Source organism: Catellatospora tritici, assembly GCF_019083965.1.
In the GTDB taxonomy this organism is placed as follows: Bacteria; Actinomycetota; Actinomycetes; order Mycobacteriales; family Micromonosporaceae; genus Catellatospora; species Catellatospora tritici.
This window is the reverse complement of sequence record NZ_JAHRCY010000003.1, coordinates 265,497-281,851: the sequence shown is the minus strand read 5'-3', so window position 1 is coordinate 281,851 and position 16,355 is coordinate 265,497. Positions and strand designations below refer to the sequence as shown.

13 protein-coding genes and 1 pseudogene are annotated in these 16,355 nt (G+C 71.4%); 7 read left to right on the top strand and 7 right to left on the bottom strand.

Annotated elements, in window-relative coordinates; translation table 11 throughout:
- Window positions 1-22: 22 nt before the first annotated feature.
- Window positions 23-505: a cation:proton antiporter regulatory subunit gene (locus KUA19_RS08470; protein ID WP_217395589.1), complete on the top strand. Its 483-nt coding sequence runs from the start codon at window positions 23-25 to the stop codon at window positions 503-505.
- A gap of 9 nt (window positions 506-514) precedes the next feature.
- On the top strand, window positions 515-1,777 hold the full coding sequence (locus KUA19_RS08465) for a cation:proton antiporter (RefSeq protein ID WP_217395588.1): 1,263 nt from the start codon (window positions 515-517) through the stop codon (window positions 1,775-1,777).
- Between the two features lie 96 nt (window positions 1,778-1,873).
- On the opposite strand, the gene KUA19_RS08460 is transcribed toward KUA19_RS08465, so the two are convergent.
- The 4 genes from KUA19_RS08460 to KUA19_RS08445 all read right to left on the bottom strand — a co-directional run bounded on the left by KUA19_RS08460 (window position 1,874) and on the right by KUA19_RS08445 (window position 5,064).
- Window positions 1,874-2,551: a LysM peptidoglycan-binding domain-containing protein gene (locus tag KUA19_RS08460; RefSeq protein ID WP_217395587.1), complete on the bottom strand. Its 678-nt coding sequence runs from the start codon at window positions 2,549-2,551 to the stop codon at window positions 1,874-1,876.
- Between the two features lie 221 nt (window positions 2,552-2,772).
- A complete protein-coding gene (locus tag KUA19_RS08455) occupies window positions 2,773-3,225 on the bottom strand; it encodes a hypothetical protein (protein WP_217395586.1) in 453 nt (150 codons plus the stop codon).
- A gap of 99 nt (window positions 3,226-3,324) precedes the next feature.
- Window positions 3,325-4,053, bottom strand: a complete 729-nt coding sequence (locus KUA19_RS08450) for an NAD(P)-dependent oxidoreductase (RefSeq protein ID WP_308167379.1) — start codon at window positions 4,051-4,053, stop codon at window positions 3,325-3,327.
- A gap of 222 nt (window positions 4,054-4,275) precedes the next feature.
- Window positions 4,276-5,064 carry an AraC family transcriptional regulator gene (locus KUA19_RS08445; RefSeq protein ID WP_217395585.1) on the bottom strand — a complete coding sequence of 263 codons (789 nt, stop codon included), beginning with the start codon at window positions 5,062-5,064 and terminating at the stop codon, window positions 4,276-4,278.
- Between the two features lie 98 nt (window positions 5,065-5,162).
- On the opposite strand from KUA19_RS08445, the pseudogene KUA19_RS08440 reads away from it, so the two are divergent.
- Window positions 5,163-6,440 (top strand): annotated as a pseudogene (locus KUA19_RS08440) (alpha-L-fucosidase); the annotation flags it as partial.
- Between the two features lie 83 nt (window positions 6,441-6,523).
- Here the strand turns inward: KUA19_RS08440 and KUA19_RS08435 are convergent.
- Complete coding sequence (locus tag KUA19_RS08435; RefSeq protein ID WP_217395584.1) at window positions 6,524-7,735, bottom strand: MFS transporter; 1,212 nt, start codon at window positions 7,733-7,735, stop codon at window positions 6,524-6,526.
- A 113-nt stretch (window positions 7,736-7,848) separates the two neighbouring features.
- Between KUA19_RS08435 and KUA19_RS08430 the strand changes: the two genes are divergently transcribed.
- From KUA19_RS08430 to KUA19_RS08415, 4 genes are all read left to right on the top strand, one after another.
- A complete protein-coding gene (locus KUA19_RS08430) occupies window positions 7,849-8,679 on the top strand; it encodes a GNAT family N-acetyltransferase (RefSeq protein ID WP_308167378.1) in 831 nt (276 codons plus the stop codon).
- Between the two features lie 198 nt (window positions 8,680-8,877).
- A complete protein-coding gene (locus KUA19_RS08425; RefSeq protein ID WP_254548982.1) occupies window positions 8,878-11,103 on the top strand; it encodes a terpene synthase family protein in 2,226 nt (741 codons plus the stop codon).
- Window positions 11,104-11,150: 47 nt separating this feature from the next.
- On the top strand, window positions 11,151-12,125 hold the full coding sequence (locus tag KUA19_RS08420) for an asparaginase (protein WP_217395583.1): 975 nt from the start codon (window positions 11,151-11,153) through the stop codon (window positions 12,123-12,125).
- 79 nt (window positions 12,126-12,204) lie between these two features.
- Window positions 12,205-12,444 (top strand): hypothetical protein, encoded by a 240-nt coding sequence (locus KUA19_RS08415; protein WP_217395582.1) that lies wholly within the window; start codon window positions 12,205-12,207, stop codon window positions 12,442-12,444.
- Between the two features lie 58 nt (window positions 12,445-12,502).
- On the opposite strand, the gene KUA19_RS08410 is transcribed toward KUA19_RS08415, so the two are convergent.
- Together KUA19_RS08410 and KUA19_RS08405 are read right to left on the bottom strand one after the other, a co-directional pair.
- Window positions 12,503-15,682 carry an ATP-binding protein gene (locus KUA19_RS08410; protein WP_217395581.1) on the bottom strand — a complete coding sequence of 1,060 codons (3,180 nt, stop codon included), beginning with the start codon at window positions 15,680-15,682 and terminating at the stop codon, window positions 12,503-12,505.
- The gene (locus KUA19_RS08405) at window positions 15,679-16,353 is read right to left on the bottom strand and encodes a hypothetical protein (RefSeq protein WP_217395580.1); all 675 of its coding nucleotides are present in this window, start codon (window positions 16,351-16,353) and stop codon (window positions 15,679-15,681) included. The genes KUA19_RS08410 and KUA19_RS08405 overlap by 4 nt, the downstream gene beginning before the upstream one ends.
- Window positions 16,354-16,355 lie beyond the last annotated feature (2 nt).

The window sequence follows — 16,355 nt, the reverse complement described above, 5'->3', positions numbered from 1 at the left end:
GCCGCACCGGGAGGTTTCACCGTTGGACGTCGAGAAGACCGCACTGCCGGGAATCGGCCTGCGCCACGAGTTCCAGACCGCGAAGGGGCAGCACGCCGCTGTCGTGTCGCACGTCTCCGGCCGCCGCGACATCGTCATCTACCACCCGGATGATCCCGATACCGCGGTGGCGGCGCTGTCGCTGACGACCGACGAGGCCAACGGGGTCGCCGAACTGCTCGGCACGGCGCGGATCGTGGAGCGCCTGGCCGACCTGCGCCGCCAGGTGGTCGGGCTGCTGACGGTCCAGGTGCCGGTGACGGCGGGCTCGCCGTACGACGGCCGCACCCTGGGCGACACCCAGGCCCGCACCCGTACCGGTGCCTCGATCGTCGCCGTGATCCGGGCCGGGGAGATCCTGGCCAGCCCCCGGCCGGACTTCGAGTTCCACCCGGGCGACCTGGCCGTGGCCGTCGGCACCGCCGAGGGCACCGCCGCCGTGACCGACATCCTGAACAACGGCTGAGGGGCGCCCGTGCACGGAGCCGTCACCCTGATCGAGATCGGGGCGGTAATCCTCGCCCTGGGCCTGCTCGGCGCGCTGTCGGTGCGCTTCGGCATCTCCCCGATCCCGCTGTACCTGCTGGCCGGACTGGCGTTCGGCAAGGGCGGCCTGCTGCCGCTGGTCTCCACCGAGGAGTTCACCGCCACCGGCGCGGAGATCGGCGTCATCCTGCTGCTGTTCACCCTGGGTCTGGAGTACACGGCGCCGGAACTGGTCGGCACGCTGCGGCACAACGCCCCGGCGGGCCTGGTCGACCTGGTCCTCAACAGCGCCCCTGGCGTCATCGCGGCGCTGCTGCTGGGCTGGGGTCTGGTGGCGGCGGTCGCGCTCGGCGGCATCACGTACGTCACCTCGTCCGGCATCACCGCCAAGGTGCTGGCCGACCTGAACTGGCTCGGCAACCGCGAGGTGCCGGTGGTGCTGTCACTGCTGGTCTTCGAGGACCTGACCATGGCGGTGTACCTGCCGATCCTGACCGCGATGCTGGCCGGGGTCGGGTTCGTGGCCGGGCTGACCACGCTGGGCATCGCCGGGGCGACCATCACGGTGATCCTGGTGGTGGCGCTGAAGTTCGGCAAGTGGGTGGAGAAGTTCGTGCATTCTCCCAGCGAGGAGGTGCTGCTGCTGAAGGTGCTCGGGCTGACCGTGCTGGTCGCCGGGGTGGCGCAGCAGCTGCAGGTGTCGGCGGCGGTCGGCGCGTTCCTGGTCGGCATCGCGCTGTCGGGGCCGCTCGCGCACACCGCCCGGGAGCTGCTGACGCCGCTGCGGGACCTGTTCGCCGCGGTCTTCTTCGTCTTCTTCGGACTGCAGACCGACCCGGCGCAACTGCCGCCGGTGATCGGCATCGCGCTGCTGCTGGCACTGGCCGGTATCGCCACCAAACTGGCCACCGGTTGGTGGGCGGCGCGACGGGCGGGCATCCACGCCGCCGGTCGGCTACGGGCCGGGGTGGCGCTGCTGCCCCGAGGCGAGTTCAACATCGTCATCGCGGGCCTCGCGGTGGCCGCCGGCATCAACCCGCGGCTCGGTCCGCTGGCCGCGGCGTACGTGCTGATCCTGGCGGTGCTCGGCCCACTGATCGCCCGCGGCGTCGAACCCCTGGTCCGTCGTCTGGCCCAACGCCGCCGCCAGCCCACCGCCGAGCCCTCCCCCGCCCCCGAGCATCCCGCCCTCCCCGAGCACACGGAGGTTCGTGCGGTTTCGGGGAAAGTGCAGGAATCTTGGCGCGGATAGCTGCACTTTCCCCGAAATTGCAGCAACGCCACGCGAGCGGCGACGCCACGGGCGCGAGCGGGCGCGAGCGGGCGGGCGCATGGCCGCGGTGTGCGGTCAGGTGATGCGGAGACGCCAGCCGATCTCGATGAGGTCGGGGTCGGTGATCTGCGGGTTGAGGCGGCACAGCTCCAGCACCGTGGTGTCGAAGCGGTTGGCGATCGCGGTGAGGGTGTCCCCGGCCTTGACGGTGTAACGCTTGCTCGCCGCACCGGCTGCCTTCTTGGCGGGCGCCTTCTTCGCGGTCGTCTTCTTGGCGGTGGTGGTGCGGCGGGCCCGGGTGCCCTTGACCTTGTCGCCGTACTTGCGCTCCAGCCGGGCCAGCACCTCGTCGGCCTGGACCGCGGACATGGCCAGGTGTACGTGATCGGCATGCGCGGCGTCGGTGCCGGCGCCGTACGACGAGATCTTCTGCCCGTTCTTGACGTAGAACCCGTCGTCGTCGGGGAACGGGGTGGTGTGGATCAGTTCGACGCACTGGTCGTGGAACTCGTCCTCGATCCATTTGGCCAGGTCCCGGCCTATCGTCGACTTCGCGCCCACCCCGAAGTCGACCGCTGCGGTGGGTGAGCCCTGGTGGCTGAGACCGTAGTGGTGGCTGGAGCCGCCATGGTCGCCGTCCATGCCGGAGCTGACGTAGAGGTCACGCTTCTTCGGGTAGTACTTCTCGAAGATCGATATGATCTTGTCGCCCGTCGGCCCGGTCCGCACGTTGTGCCAGCGTTTGATGGGCATGGAGAACCACCCCCTCCGCGCCCAGTTTATGGTCATGCGACCCGCCGCAGCCCCATATCGCGCCACCCTCAGGGGTTATTGACCAGCAACCCAAATATGCCGTTCTCGTTATGTATGCGTGGATGTGGTGGTACCTGACGCGCGACGACTTTCCCCGCAGGCGCACCCGGCTGCTACACCAGATCGCGCCCAATGGGCCGCCCTACCGGTCGCCGCGACGCTCACCGGGGTGCGGCGGGGACGTCCTCGGCCTGATCATGTTGCGGTGACGGAGACCGCCACGTGGCTCGGAAGTCCGGCCAGGCGTCGAGCAGGTAGCAGCTGAAGGGGATCCACCAGATCAGGTCGTTGGTGATGATCATGATGACGGTGCTGATCGGCCAGACGCCGGTGGCGATGAGCCACGCCAGGCCCAGGGGTCCGAGGATCTTGCCGGTGAACCCGACGGCGGCAGCCGGCCAGCCGTGTTCGGGCCGCCGGGCCACCTCCAGGTAGAGCAGACCGTACAGGCCGAGGACCATGCCGAGGCAGGCGAATATCTGCGGCGAGTTCGACAGTGGCAGGCCCGTGACGCGGAAGAACCATTGCGGATCGAGGACCGCGTAGCAGCCCCAGGCGATGTTGTAGATCCCGGCCGCGACGAAGGTGGCGCGGTGTAGCCGCCGGCGCTTCACGCGGCCCGCTCCGCGCGGATACCGGATGACCACCCGGACTCACGGGCGTCGCCCGTGGGCTTGAGACTCTTCAAGTGGTTTCTGCTCCTGGTCCAGGCGTTAGTAGGCGATCCCGATGGTGCGATGGATCGTCTCGGGATGGTCGAGCGCGTCGAGCATGTGGTGGGCGACGTCGGCGCGGGAGATGAACATGCCGGCGCGGACGTTCTGCTCGTACGCCGTCCGGTATTTGCGCGTCACGCGCCCGTTGAGTAGACGGGGTGGGCGGGAGATCGTCCAGTCCAGGTCGCTGTCGCGCAGGACATCCTCCATCAGCGCCAGGTCGACGTAGTGCCTGCGGAACGCGGCCTTGGCCAGCGGAGCGGCCAGGTGCCGCATGAAGAACCCGTCGCCGGGGTTGTGGCGCGGCGGGTTCGGCCGCCCTGGTGACGGCACGGTGCCGACCGATGCGGCACTGACGACGACGATGCGCCGTACGCCCGTCGCCTGCATCGCCTGGACGAGGGCGCGGGTGCCCCGTGAGGCGACACCCGCCTCGGCGCCCGATCGTGCCCCGAGTCCGGAGAGCACCGCGTCGGCGCCGTCGACCGCGGACCGCAACTGCGACGGATCGGCTGCCGAGAGATCGGCCGTGACGACGCGTACCGATGCGTCGGGGAGCCTTTTCGGATTCCGCACGACGGCGGTGGCCTCATGACCGGCGGCGACGGCCTGGACGAGGAGCTGGCTGCCGATGCCGCCGGTCGCCGCCACGATAGTCAGCTTCATCGTGCTACTCCTGGGCTTGCTCGAACGGATCCGGCAGACGACGCCGCGCTCGGCGGCCACGGCCTTCGCCGGAAACGTCGATGCGGGTCATACGGTATCGCGGTCTTTGATGTTGTGAGTGCCCGTGCCGATCGAGCGCCGTGGCTCGTGGGGCGAGGCGCGGAAGGTGCTCCGGCAGGTCTATTCCTCGAATATTGTCCACATTGGGATCAGTCAATGAAAAGACTCTTATTATAAGAAGGGCACCTTTTACTACGGAAAGCGATAAGAAGGTGCCCTTCCTTACCCCCGGAGGGCGCGCGGCGACGCCCCCAACTCACGCCGACACGCTTTGTTGAACGCCTGCAGGTCGGCCAGCCCGACCAGCGCCGCGATCGCCGGAATCGACAGGGTGGAGCGCCGCAGCAGATGCTCCGCGCGGGCCAGGCGGCGGCGACGGAGGTAAGCCACGACGGTGTCGCCGGTCTCGGCGCGGAACAGCCGGGTCAGGTGGTTGTGTGAGACGCCCGCGTGCCGGGCGATCTCCGGCACGGTCAACGGTTCGGCCAGGCGCAGCTCGATGTGGGCGGTCGCGGCGGCCACCGCCGGATGCGGTCCGCCCGGTGTGGCTGCCGCCGGACCGGGCAGGCGGCTGATCCGCCACAGCAGCGCCCACACCTCGGCGTCAGCGTGCGCGCCGTCGCGGGGTGCGGCGGCCAGGGCCTGGCTGAACAGGTCGCGCAGCACGGGGGTCCGGTCGGCGGCGTCCTGCATCACCGGCACGGACAGCGCCGGGCCGCCGCCCGGCAGCCGCAGGTGGGCGTACAGGTGCTCCGATCGTCCCCGGTAGCGGAAGGCGACCTCGTGCCCCGGCGGGATGAGGCTCACGTGGCCGGGGCGGATCTCGTGCGTCAGGCCGCCGAGGGTGAGTTCGGCGTGGTAGCCGTACAGGTGCAACTGCCACAGGTCGGGCAGCAGGAACACGTCCCGTACGGTGCCCACCCCGTGCAGCCCGACGCCGATGTTGACCACGCGGGGCGGCTCGTGCAGCCGCAGCCGCACCCGGCCGCCCCCCGGTTCCAGATCCGGCATGGTGAAAATCTACCAGCAGTGGTGATTACGACCCACGCTGCGCGGGCTCGCCGCCGCATAGCCTCTCCACGTTACCGACCAGCGACGCACACTGGAGAAACGTCAACGTGGCTATGCAGCCGTGGTTCACCGAGGCCAAACTGGGCATCTTCCTGCACTGGGGGATCTACGCCGTCGACGGGACACTGGAGTCGTGGGCGTTCTACGCCGACGAGGTGCCCCACGACCAGTACATGCGCCAGGCCGACGGATTCACCGCCGCCGGTTATGACCCGAAGGCGTGGGCCGAGCTGTTCGCCCGGGTCGGCGCCCGCTACGCCGTGCTCACCTCGCGCCACCACGACGGCGTCGCGCTGTGGGACACCGCGCACGGCGACCTCAACGTGGTCCGGCACACTCCGGCGGGGCGTGACCTGCTCGGACCGTACGCCGAAGCCCTGCGCGAGCACGGTCTCAAGGTCGGCTTCTACTACTCGCACTCGGACTGGAACCACCCGCTCTACCCGTCGGTGCGCTCGCAGGGGCGGGCGCCGTGGGTGAACGAGAGCCGCTGGGTGGCCCCGCAGGACGGCGCCCCGGACGACGAGCAGGCCTGGCAGCGGTACCTGGACTACCGCGACGCCCAGGTCGGCGAGCTGGTCGACCGGTTCCACCCGGACCTGCTGTGGTTCGACGGCGAGTGGGAGCGCAGCGAGCAGCAGTGGCGCCTAGCCCCGCTGGCCGAGCGGATCCTGACCGCCGACCCGCGTACGGTGCTCAACGCCCGGATGCTGTCCTATGGCGACTACGCGACCCCGGAGCAGGGTCTGCCGATGCGGGCGCCGGACGGGCCGTGGGAGCTGTGTCTGACCATCAACGACAGCTGGGGTTTCCGGCAGTCCGACACGAACTTCAAGTCGGTCGGGCAGCTGGTGCGCTACTTCGCCGAGACCATCGGGCTGGGCGGAAACCTGCTGCTGGACGTGGGTCCGACCGCCGCGGGGGTGATCCCGGCGGAGCAGGTGGAGCGCCTGGAGGGTCTGGGTGCCTGGATCGCCCGGCACGCGGACGCGGTGTGGGGCACGGTCGCGGGTCTGCCCGCCGGGCACCACTACGGTCCGAGCACCCGGTCGGCCGACGGCCGCACGCTGTACCTGGTGTGCTTCGGCTCGCCCGGGGAGCTGGCGGTCAAGGGGCTGCGTACGGCGGTGAAGCGGGCGTACGTGCTGGGCACCGGGGCGGAGCTGGGGCACCGGGTGACCGGCGGGCACGGCGAGGTGCCGGGGGTGACCTGGATCGACGGGCCACGGGACGCGGACGTGGACCCGCACGCGACGGTCATCGCGGTGGAACTGGACGGCGACCTCGACCTGTACGACGGCCAGGGCCGCAACTGACCGACCCCAAGATCACGCAAGTTGCCGGGCAACAGGGGGTATCGCGGTGCTGATATGCCCGTTTGCCCGGCAACTTGCGCGGTCTACGCGGTGGCCGGGCGGGGGCGGTGGGAGGCGGCCCAGGTGACGACGGGTGGGACTGCGGCGGCCAGGGTCGCGAAGAGCACCGCCAGGACGAGCCATCCGGCGGTGCCGTGGTCGAGCACCAGCCAGGTGAGCAGCGCCGGGGCGAGCATCCGCCCGAACTGCGCCCCCATCCCGTAGGTCGCCTGGTACTGCCCCTGCGCGTGGGCGGGGGCCAGGCCGAACGAGATGCCCCAGCCGCCCGCGGACTGGCGCAGCTCGCCGACGACGTGCACCAGGGCGCCCGCGATGAGCAGGGTGACCGCGGCCCAGGTGGGCACCCCGGCGCTGGCGGCGAAGATCAGGCAGGCGCCGCCGACGAACAGCCCGGCGCTGCGGCTGGCGCGGGCGGCCCCGGACAGCTCCTCGGTGCCGCGGGCGGCGCGGACCTGCCAGGCCACCACCATGGTGGTGTTGACCAGCAGCAGCACCGCGGCCAGCCAGGCCGGGGCGTGGGTGTGCGAGACGATCCACAGCGGCAGGACGATGTTGAGGATGTCGAAGTGCATCGACATCAGGCCGTCCAGGGCGACGAAGGCCAGGTAGGGCCGGTCGCGCAGGGCGACCAGGCGCGGGCCGGGCCCGGCGGGCACCGGCGCCACCGCGGGCAGGCGGGTCCCGACCAGGGCGGCGGCGGCGAAGCTGACCGCGTTGCCGAGGATGACCAGCCGGTACGCCGTGGGTGTGTCCACCGCCAGCGCGATCCCGGCCAGCGCCGCCCCGACCGAGATGCCGACGTTAGTGGTCACCCGCAGGAAGGCGCGGGCCCGCACCCGCTGGTCGGCGGGGATGACGCCCGCGATGAGGGCGCCTCGGGCGCCGCGCTGCCCGGCGTCGGCCAGCGCGGTCAGCGCCGCGACGGCGACGAACGCGCCGAAGGTGCGCACCGGCAGCATCGCGGCGGTGAGCAGCGACAGCGCCGCGAAGCACGCGATCTGCATGCGGCGCGGGCCGAACCGGTCGGCCAGGTAGCCCATCGGGGTGCTGGCCACGACGCAGACGGCGGTGGCGGCGGTGAGCCCGAACCCAACCTCGCGCGGCGAGAATCCCACCACCCGGGTCAGGTAGAGGACGTTCACGGTGAGCCAGAGCCCGTTGCCCGCCGTGTTGATCAGCGTGGCGAGGTTGAGCAGGCGGGCGGGACCGGGCGGCGGCAGCAGTCTCTGGATCATGCCGCCGATTCAACAATACGTACGTACGGTTTGTAAATCGGGCCGAATGTGACCTGCGGCTCAGCCCGGAAACGCAGGTGACCGGGGGCCGGCGGGAATGCGAGCATCCGCTGGTGACGAACGACGTGGTACGCCTGACCCTGGATGACCTGCCCGGCTGCCTGGCGCTGGCCGACGACCGGGGCTGGCTGTCCGAGGAGGGCAAATGGCGGTTCCTGTTCGCCGTCGGCGAGGTCTACGGCATCCGTGACGGCGACGAACTGGTCGGCACCACGATCCTGACCAGATACGGCGCCGACGTCGCCGCGATCAGCATGGTGCTGGTCGCCGCCCGCCTGGGCGGACACGGCCTCGGCCGACGGCTGATGGAGCACGCGCTGGCGCAGGCCGGATCCGCCACGGCCATCCTCGACGCCACCGAGCAGGGCCGCCCGCTGTACGAGAAGCTCGGTTTCACCGCCCTGGGCACCCGCCACGTCCACGTCGGCACCTTCACCCCGCCCGTCGCACAATCCACCACCGCGGCGACCCGCCCGGCGACCGAGGCCGACCTGCCCGCGATCGCCCGCCTGGACACCGTGACCATGGGCGCCGAGCGCACGTCCGTGCTGCGCCTGCTGCCGGAGTTCTGCAGCAGCCTGCGGGTGGCCGAGCGCGACGGTGAGATCACCGGCTTCGCGGCCGCGTGGCCCAACACCGACCGCCTGATGGTCGGTCCGGTGGTCGCCGGATCCGATGACGACGCGCTGGCCCTGATCACCGAGACGGTCACCGGCACCGACGGGGAGGTCCGGGTCGACTTCGACGAGCGCCGTCCGCACCTGCGCGAGTGGGCCACGGCGCACGGGCTGTCCGAGCGCTTCACCTGCACGATCATGGCGCTCGGCCCGGTTCGCGGCGACCGGGGACCGCACTACAGCCCGCTCATGCAGGCCCTGGGCTGATCCACTACACGGCCGGGAGCTGGCGATTTCCATTTCGGACGGTGACCGTCCATCATGGCCGCATCGTCGCCCGTGTCACGGCGGTCCGGTCGGTCGTTGGGCGGGCAGGCGATCATCGCCAGGAGACATCTACCCAGAAGTCCGTTTTATCGGTAATGTCGTGCTGGCTACGCCGCCCCCGACCCGTCAGGAGCCGCAATGCCAGCGTTCGACCTGCCCGAGTTCTACCTGCCCTACCCCGCCCGGCTGAACCCGCACGAGCAGCACGCCCGCGACCACTCCAACGCGTGGGCCAGGGACATGGGGATGCTCGACGCCGTCGGGCCGTCGGGCAACCTGGTCTGGGACGCCGAGCGCCTCAACCGCCACGACTACGGGCTGATGTGCGCCTACACCCACCCCGACTGCGACGAGCCCACCCTCGACCTGGTCACCGACTGGTACGTGTGGGTCTTCTTCTTCGACGACCACTTCCTGGAGATGTTCAAGTACTCCGCCGACCTGGCCGGAGCGCAGGCGTACCTGGACCGGCTCGGCCTGTTCATGACCGAGCCCGGCGAGATCCCGCCGGAGCCGGAGAACCCGGCCGAGGCGGGGCTGGCCGACCTGTGGGCGCGTACCATCCCGGCCATGTCGGACGGCTGGCGACGGCGGTTCGTGGCCAGCACGCACAACCTCATGGTCGAGTCCATGTGGGAGCTGGACAACATCAACCGGCACCGCATCGCCAACCCGATCGAGTACATCGAGATGCGGCGGCGGGTCGGCGGTGCCCCCTGGTCGGCCAACCTGGTCGAGTACGCGGCGGGCGCCGAGATCCCCGAGCACCTGGCCGCACTGCGGCCGCTGCGGGTGCTGTGCGACACCTTCGCCGACGCGGTGCACCTGCGCAACGACCTGTTCTCGTACCAGCGCGAGGTCGCCGAGGAGGGCGAGAACTCCAACGCGGTGCTGGTGCTCGAACGCTTCCTCGACCTGCCCACCCAACGGGCCGCGGACCTGGTCAACGAGCTGCTGACGTCCCGGCTGCGCCAGTTCGAGCACACCGCGCTCACCGAGCTGCCGCAGCTGCTGGCCGAGCAGGGGGTGCCGCTGGAGGACCAGCTCGCCGTCGCCCTGTACGCCAAGGGCCTGCAGGACTGGCAGGCGGGCGGGCACGAGTGGCACGCCCGGTCCAGCCGCTACCAGAAACCGCGCGAGCGCAACGCCGCCGACCTCAGCGGCCGCCCGGTGGGGCTGGGCACCGCCGCCGCCTGGCCCGGGCAGCTCGCGCCGGGTGTGCGCACCTTCCTGGTCCAGCACGCGCACGTGCCGGTCGGGCGGGTCGTCGGGCACCTGCCGCTGCCGCCGCTGCACATGCCGTACACCCATCGGACCAGCCCCCACCTGGCCCAGGCCCGCCGTCACGTGCTGGCCTGGAGCGAGCAGATGGGCTTCTTCGAGCCCGCGCCCGGCGACGGCCCGATCGCGGTCTGGGACGCGGGCCTGCTCGCCGGGTACGACCTGGCCCACTGCGCCGCGATGATCCACGCCGACGCCGCCCCGGAGCAGCTGGAACTGTCCGCCGACTGGCTGTCCTGGGGCACCTACGGCGACGACCTCTACCCGGTGCGTTTCGGCCGCACCCGCGACCTGGTCGGCGCCCGCGCGCAGACCGCGCGGCTGGAGACGTTCATGCCGCTGGACGGCGCGGTCATGCCGGAGGCGGTGACCCCGCTGGAGCGCGGGCTGGCCGACCTGTGGCTGCGCACCGCCGGGCCGATGAGTCCGCACGCGAAGGCCCGGTTCCGCACCGCCGTGCTCGACATGATCGCGTCGTGGGTGTGGGAGCTGGAGAACCAGGTGCTCAACCGGGTGCCCGACCCGGTCGACTACGTGGAGATGCGCCGGGCCACCTTCGGCTCGGACATGACCATGGGCCTGGCCCGGCTGGCCCACGCCGACCTGGTCCCCGACGAGCTGTTCGAGCACCGGGTGCTGCAGCAGCTCGAGCACGCGGCCCAGGATTACGCCTGCTTCACCAACGACCTGTACTCGTACCAGAAGGAGATCCAGTACGAGAACGAGATCCACAACATGGTGTTCGTGGTGGAGCGGTTCCTCGGCTGCGACGCCTACGCTGCCCGTGAGGTGGTGGCCGACCTGATGAACCAGCGCATGCGCCAGTTCGAACACCTGGACTCGGTCGAGCTGCCCCAGCTGTACGAGCAGCTGGACCTGCCCGCCCAGGTACGCGACCGGCTCGACCGGTACGCCGGGCAGCTCAAGGACTGGATGTCGGGCATCCTGGTCTGGCACGACACCTGCATCCGGTACGGCGAGCACGAGCTGCGCGCCCGCCACGAACCAGTCCCCGCCCTGCCGTCGTTCACCGGCCTGGGCACCGACGCCGCCCGGATCCTGCAGGCGCTGGCAGGCGCCTGACCACCCCGGGTGGACGACGTGGTGGACGGCGCGATAGGAGTTTCCGAATGACCACACGGCTGCTGCTGCTGGCGCTGAAGGACACCTACGCCCACACCCACCACGGCGAACGACCGGCCGTCGCCAGCGCCCACGAGCTGCTGGAGGCGGCCGGTCCGGCCCTCGCCGGCGTCCACGTCACCCCGGTCGACGTCATGGCCGAGCCGAGCTGGGACATCTCCCCCACCACCATGCTGGCGCTGGCCCGCCGGGTCCGCGGCGCGCTGCTCGACGACGGCTACCACGGCGTGGTCGTCGCCCACGGTCCGGACACCCTGGAGGAGAGCGCCTACCTGGCCGACCTGCTCGCCGGGCCCGCCGCCGGGCGCGGGCCCATCGTGTTCACCGGCGGCCAGCGGCGCCTGGACGACCCCGACGCCGATGCTCCCGGCAACCTGGCCGACGCGCTCACCGCAGCGTCCGAACCCGGGCTGACCGGAGCCGGGGTGCTCGTGTGCGCGGCGGGCGAGCTGCACGCCGCGCGGCTGGCGACGCTTGTCGACGCCGACCGGGTGGCGCTGTTCGGCTCCGGCCCGGCCGGGCCGCTCGGCCAGGTCATCGGCGCCAAGGTCGAGCTGCTGAGCGCTGTCCCGCCGCGCCCCCCGGCCGTGACCGGCGACCCCGAACCCGACGTCGCTCTCATCACGACCTACCCCGGCATGGAGCCGGGGCTGCTCAACGCGGCCGTCGACGCCGGGGCCCGGGGCGTGGTGCTGGCCGGGACCGGGGCGGGCAACATCCCGGTCGGCCTGTTCAGCACCGTGAGCGAGCTCGTCGGCTGGGACATTCCGGTGGTGGTCGCCTCGCGCAGCGGCACCGGCACCGCGGCGCTGACCGACCTGCCGCCCGGCACCGGCCTGGCCGCCGGGATCGGCGCGATCGGCGCCCGCGGCCTGTCCCCGGTCAAGGCCCGGGTGGCGCTGATGGCCGCGCTCGGCGGCGGCGGGGTCGACGCCGTACGCGACTGGTTCGCCCGACTCTGATCCGCCCGAACCTGCCCGGCGTGCCCGAACGGGTGCCGACAATGGGTGGAAAGCGGTCGAGCGCACGAGGGGGCGGGCCATGGCGGCGGACGAGGCGGCCACGCGGGCGGAGCTGGCGGAGGTCGAGCGGCTGATCGCCGACCTGCGCCGCAGCGCCGAAGGCATCCACGAGGAGATCGGCAACCGCGACGACGGCCCCGGCGACCCCGGCGACGTCAGCGAGCTGTTCGCCGAAACCCAGGAGCAGGAGGCGCTGCTGGGCGAGCTCGAACAGCGCCGCGACGACCTCCGCCACCGCCTCGACCCCCACGAACCCTGACAGGTAAGGAAGGGCACCTTCTTATCGCTTCGCGTAGAAGAAGGTGCCCTTCTTAACGTCAGTCGCGTCCGGCGCGGGCGCGGTCGACGACCTCCTCGGTGGTCAGCGGGCTCTTCGGGTGGTGGGTCAGACACAGGGGCGTACGCACCTTGCGGAACGCGAAGCCCTCACCCGAGGCGTAGAACTCGCCGGTGCCCAGCCGCGAGATGTCCGGCACGTCGGCGCCCTTGGCCCGCGCCATCTCCCGCGCCGCGTCGATCTGCACCGGCGCGTTGAGCAGCCCGAAGAACTGCGTCGCCGCGTTGCCGGGGATCTGGTTGTGCAGCCCCTTGGGCGCCTGGGTGGCGAAGACCAGGCCCAGACCGTACTTGCGGGCCTGCGACACCAGCGCCAGCGTGCTCTGCGTACACGGGGTCGCCCCGCCCGAGGGCGCCAGCGTCTGGGCCTCGTCCATCACCAGCAGGCCGCCCAGCGGCCGGTCACCGGCCGGATGCCGCTTGATCCAGGCGAACAACGCCATCTGCAGCTGGTTGACGAAGCCCTGGCGCTGCTCGTCGGAGGTCAGGCCGACGAAGCTGATCACCGACACCCGGGCGCGCCGCCCCGGCGTCGGCGTCAGCAGCACCCCAGGATCGGCCGCGACGCCGTCCCCGCCGAACAGCGGATCGTTGACCGTCGCGGCGGTCAGGTTCTGCGACATCTCGAAGGCGAGCTTCTCCGCCTCCTCCAGCCGACTGACCCCCTCGGGCAGCGCCGACAGCATGCCGATGAACGAGTGCAGACCCCGACCGCCCTGCACCGCGAACGAGCGGACGGCCTCCTTCAGCACCGCCTGGCTGCGGATCGCCTTCGCGGTGGTGCCGTCGGCCTTGGCTCGGGGCGCGAGGCTGGCCACGGCCGAGTCGACCGCGGCCCGGAACTCGTCGGCGTCCTCGCGTACCTCCTGGAAGTCGGGCAGCGGCTGGAACGTCAGCGGCCGACCCGCCTCCCAGCGCGGCGTCCACACGACCACCTCGACCGAGTCGTGGTAGGCCGCCGCCTTGGCCGCGTCCCCGTCGCGCCAGCCCGACGGGGGCTCCGGCCAGGCGTCACCGAGGCGGGACAGGTCGTTGTTGGGGTCCAGCACGATCGTCGAGACGCCCTGCAGCGCGCACTCCTCGATCAGGCGCCGGATCAGCACCGTCTTGCCCGAACCCGACCCGGCGAAGATCACCGTGTGCTTGCGCAGCCATTCCAGCTGCAACCGCAGCGGCCTGCCGTCCTCGTAGCCGGTCCCGAGCGCGATCTCGGTGTCGGACGTCCCCGCGCCGTCGGGCACTTCGGCGACCTCGGACACGGCCTGCGGCTCAGGCTCCGCCGCCTGCCCGGACCCTGCCTGCTCGGCCTCGGCCGTCGCCAGCTCGGCCTGGGCCAGCTCCGCGCCGACCTCGCCGAGCACGGTACGCAGCAGCATCGTGCGCCCGGCCGGGCGGCGCGAGACCAGCCAGGCCGACAGGTTCGCGTCGCGTTCGGCCAGCAACTGCCGCAACGCCGCGAACGTCCGCAGGTCGTCCTCGTTCATCTTCAGCCAGGTGCCGCCGTCCTCGGTGAACGCCTTCAGCACCTCCCGGGTCTTGGCGCCCTTACTCCAGTCGGTGTTGCGCAGCAGGAACAGTTTGCGCTTGGTGATGCCCCGGCTGAGCCCGGCGCTGGTACGCGCCGCGTGGATGCGCGCCAGCGCCGCGATCGGCTGCTCCGCCGAGATCGCGCGAAACGCCCAGTGCTGCTCGTCCTCAACCCTCTCGTCCAGGATCCGGCGCAGCCGGGCGTGCAGGGCCACCTTCCCGCCCTGCGGCGGATCGACCTTGAACTGCTCGGCGTACGCCCCCTGCTCCTCGATCCAGGCCGTCAGCCCGGCGGTCAGCAGCTCGTACACCACCTGGTCCTCGGTGGCGGGCCGCATCGCCCCGGAGATGTCGGCCACCCGCTTGAGCTGCTCGAACCGCTCCTCCAGCACGTCGTCCCGCGGCGGCGGCACGACCGTTTCCTCCGGCGGCGGCGCCTCGCCGTCGGCGAGCAGGCTCTCCAGCTCGCGGACGACGCCCCGGCGCAGGCAGGACTGGACGTGGTCGTTGATGGTGTTGATCAGGCGCCGGGGCGTCATCACCGTGGCGTAGGCGAACACCTCGGGGCGTACGGGCCAGGACGGATACTCGGGCGCGTACCCGATCTCGGCGAAGCGCACCGCGAACCGCTTCTCGACGATGTCCTGCGCGATGTCCGCGCTGGCGATCCCCTTGAGCGTCACCACCTCCCGGAACCGGTCCGCGACCGACCTGGTGGCCTGGGTCCGGATCAGCGTCCACGTCGAGGGCAGGCACGACAGCACGGTCAGCGTCCGGCGCGTGGTCTGGCGCAGCGACATCAGCCCGTCCGCGATGCGGTTGACCAGCATGACCTGGTCCTGGCTCTCCTCGGCGGCGCTGTCGCCGGCGGTGTTGGTCACCGCCTGTGCGATCAGCGTGTCGAGCTGGTCCACCGCCACCACCGACGGTCCGGTCAGCGCCAGCAGCTGGGAGATCTCCTGGACCACGAGCTGCGGCAGCTTCGGATCGGGGTGGATGCCCCACGCGTGCCGCTCGCCCTGCTCCAGTTCCTCCATCGACTGCAGGTAGGCGTAGCCGACGTCCTGCGCGGCGGGGTCGCCCGCCGCGAGCAGCACGAGGGCTCGGGCCGTGTGGTGGCAGGCCATCCCCACGGGCTGGTGGTAGCGGCGCAGCGCGCCGATGAACTCGTCCACGTGGGCGCGCTCCAGCAGCCCGCTGCCCGCGACGGCCGCGCGCGCCTCGTCGCCCACCCCGGCCAGTTCGCAGATCCGGTCCAGGAAGACCGACAGCTGGCTGCGCCGCTCCAGGTGGGGACGGTAGAGGCCGTCCAGGAAGGCCAGCGCTGTGCTCTTCCAGAAGTGGCCGCCGTCGAGCAGGCCGACCAGGAAGAAGTAACCGCCCTTGGCCTGCGTCTGCTCGCGCACCCAGCCGAGCAGGTGGGTCTTGCCCGACCCGGCCTGCCCCTGCATGGCCACGCCCATGGGGCTGCCGTCCGCGCTGCGCTCGGCGTCGTGCAGGCCGTCCAGGATGTACTGGGCGACCTCGCCGTGCAGTGCCTCGACATGGAACGGCGAGCTGCGCCAGACGTCGTCGGGAACGGGGGCGACGTCGAACCTCAGCGCGGACAGCGCCCGGCGCTCCTCCTCGTTCATGCGGCCTCGATCGACAGCAGGTGCTTGTCCTCACCGCCGATGTGGATAGCGGCGGCGCGGTCCTCGGCGCTCATGTTCTTCTGGTTCTCCTCGGGCACCAGCACCACCGCGCGGTGCACCGCCATCGTCATGAGCGCCTGGTCGACCACGCCCCGGTCGAGGTCGGACAGTGCGCCACGCAGGTCGGTGAGGCTGACCCAGCCCTGCGGCGCGGGCGCGAGTTTCGCGTACGCGGTGCGGATGCGCTGCTCGACGTCGACCTTCGTCGCCGCGCGCGGCTTGGCGGCGGCCTTGGCGGGCCTGGGCACCTCCACCGGTGCCGGGCTGGCGGTGAACAGGTCGGGCAGCCCCAGCTCAGCCCGCTTGACGTACCGGTCGAGGGCACCCAGCAGCGCGTGCATGGCGGGGACGGCAGGCCCGGTGCCCTTGACGTACTCGGCGGTCAGCTCATCCTTGCACCGCGCCCAGCCCTGGTCGGTCAGCTCGTGCGCGAGGCCTCGACCGACCTTACGGCGCGTCACGAGCTTCTCGTCGACCAACGTCCGGCTGTCCTCGCCGGTCAGGGAGATGCCGTAGCGCTCGGTCAGTTCACTGTTGGTGACTTCCCGGGCCTCGGCCATCAGCAGTGTGAGGAAGGCCTTCTGCGAGGGCTTGAGGGTCTTGCCTGCCATCG